Origin of the sequence: Methylobacterium sp. Leaf102, assembly GCF_001422425.1 — a bacterium.
Lineage (GTDB): Bacteria > Pseudomonadota > Alphaproteobacteria > Rhizobiales > Beijerinckiaceae > Methylobacterium.
The window spans coordinates 1-1,088 of the sequence record NZ_LMMX01000036.1 but is presented as its reverse complement, the minus strand read 5'-3'; the positions used below and the strand labels follow the sequence as shown (position 1 = coordinate 1,088).

Sequence of the window (1,088 nt, the reverse complement as noted above, 5' to 3'; positions counted from 1 at the left end):
TGCTCGGCGCACAGGGTCTCGAGCACCTGGAGCGTGGTCCGATCGCGAAAGATCCTGCAATCCGACCGCTGGCTCATCAGCCACAGGCGCGGGCGCAGGGTCAGCGCGTATTGCCGGGCGCCGCGGGTGACGATCGGGCCCTCGTGCAGCTCGGTCACGAGCCCGTTCCAGACCCGGGGCGTGCCGTCCGCCAGCGTCAGGGACAGATCGGCGGCGGTGCCGACGATCTCGTCCGCCCGCACGGTCTCGCGCTGGGCCCGCACCGTGGCGCGCAGGGTGAACAGCGCCGACAGGCCCTCCTCGACCTCCAGCCGCTCCAGCAGCAACGCGTCCTCGCCCAGCACCGTCGCGATCGACAGAAGACGACCCGCCTGCGTGTAGCGGACATGGGGCTCCATCGGCGGGTCTCCGGACCGTCGAGCTGACGACACCGCATACCACCTGCGATTGTGTTCGTCATCCGGGTTTCTCGCATCGTATCCGGGCCGGTCCCGATCGCCTCGTCCCCGGGCTCGCGTTGCACCGCCATGGGCCCCGCTTGCCTCCCCTGCGAAGGTGGGGTCGTTCGACCGTGCGGGCGTAGCCGCAGAACCCGCCGGGGCCGTCGGCCTGCCCGCCCGGCGGCCGGCCTGCGAGGCTGGCGCCGGTACCGTCGCGCTTGCTCGATGACGAGGCTGGTCTCCACGCGGCTGCCGATTACGGCGCCGTCGAGGAGTTCGCCCCGAGCTTGGCGTCGCGGCTTTCGCAGTCGCCGTTCCCCGGGGCTGCCCGGCTCGATGTCGGCGAACAGCGAGCCAATCGCCGCGATCCAGTCCGGAACGACCGTGGCGCTGAACTCCGGCCCGTCGTCAGGTTGGAAATGCCCTGGCATCCCGCGAAGGCTGAACAGGTCTGACAGGGGGACGGTCACGTTCAGGGTTTCGAACTCAGGAGCGATCCGGATGCCCAGGCACTCGCGGGTGAACCCGTCGATGACGTTCGACATCTGGTCTGACCCTGACCCAGCAAACTGGCTCTTCGCCAAGTTTGGTGGATTGGGTTGGTGGGGGGGGATGCCGGAAGGTAGCTGCTGGCTGAACCGGGCGGGG

General features: G+C 69.7%; 2 protein-coding genes. One reads left to right on the top strand and one right to left on the bottom strand.

Annotation, left to right across the window (positions count from 1 at the left end; all coding sequences use genetic code 11):
* The coding region (locus ASF27_RS16090) for a contractile injection system protein, VgrG/Pvc8 family (protein ID WP_277996078.1) at positions 1–398 on the bottom strand (398 nt) is incomplete at its 3' end.
* Positions 399–658: 260 nt separating this feature from the next.
* Here ASF27_RS16090 and ASF27_RS22410 point away from each other — a divergent pair.
* Complete coding sequence (locus ASF27_RS22410) at positions 659–895, top strand: hypothetical protein (protein ID WP_156467556.1); 237 nt, start codon at positions 659–661, stop codon at positions 893–895.
* Positions 896–1,088: the final 193 nt, after the last annotated feature.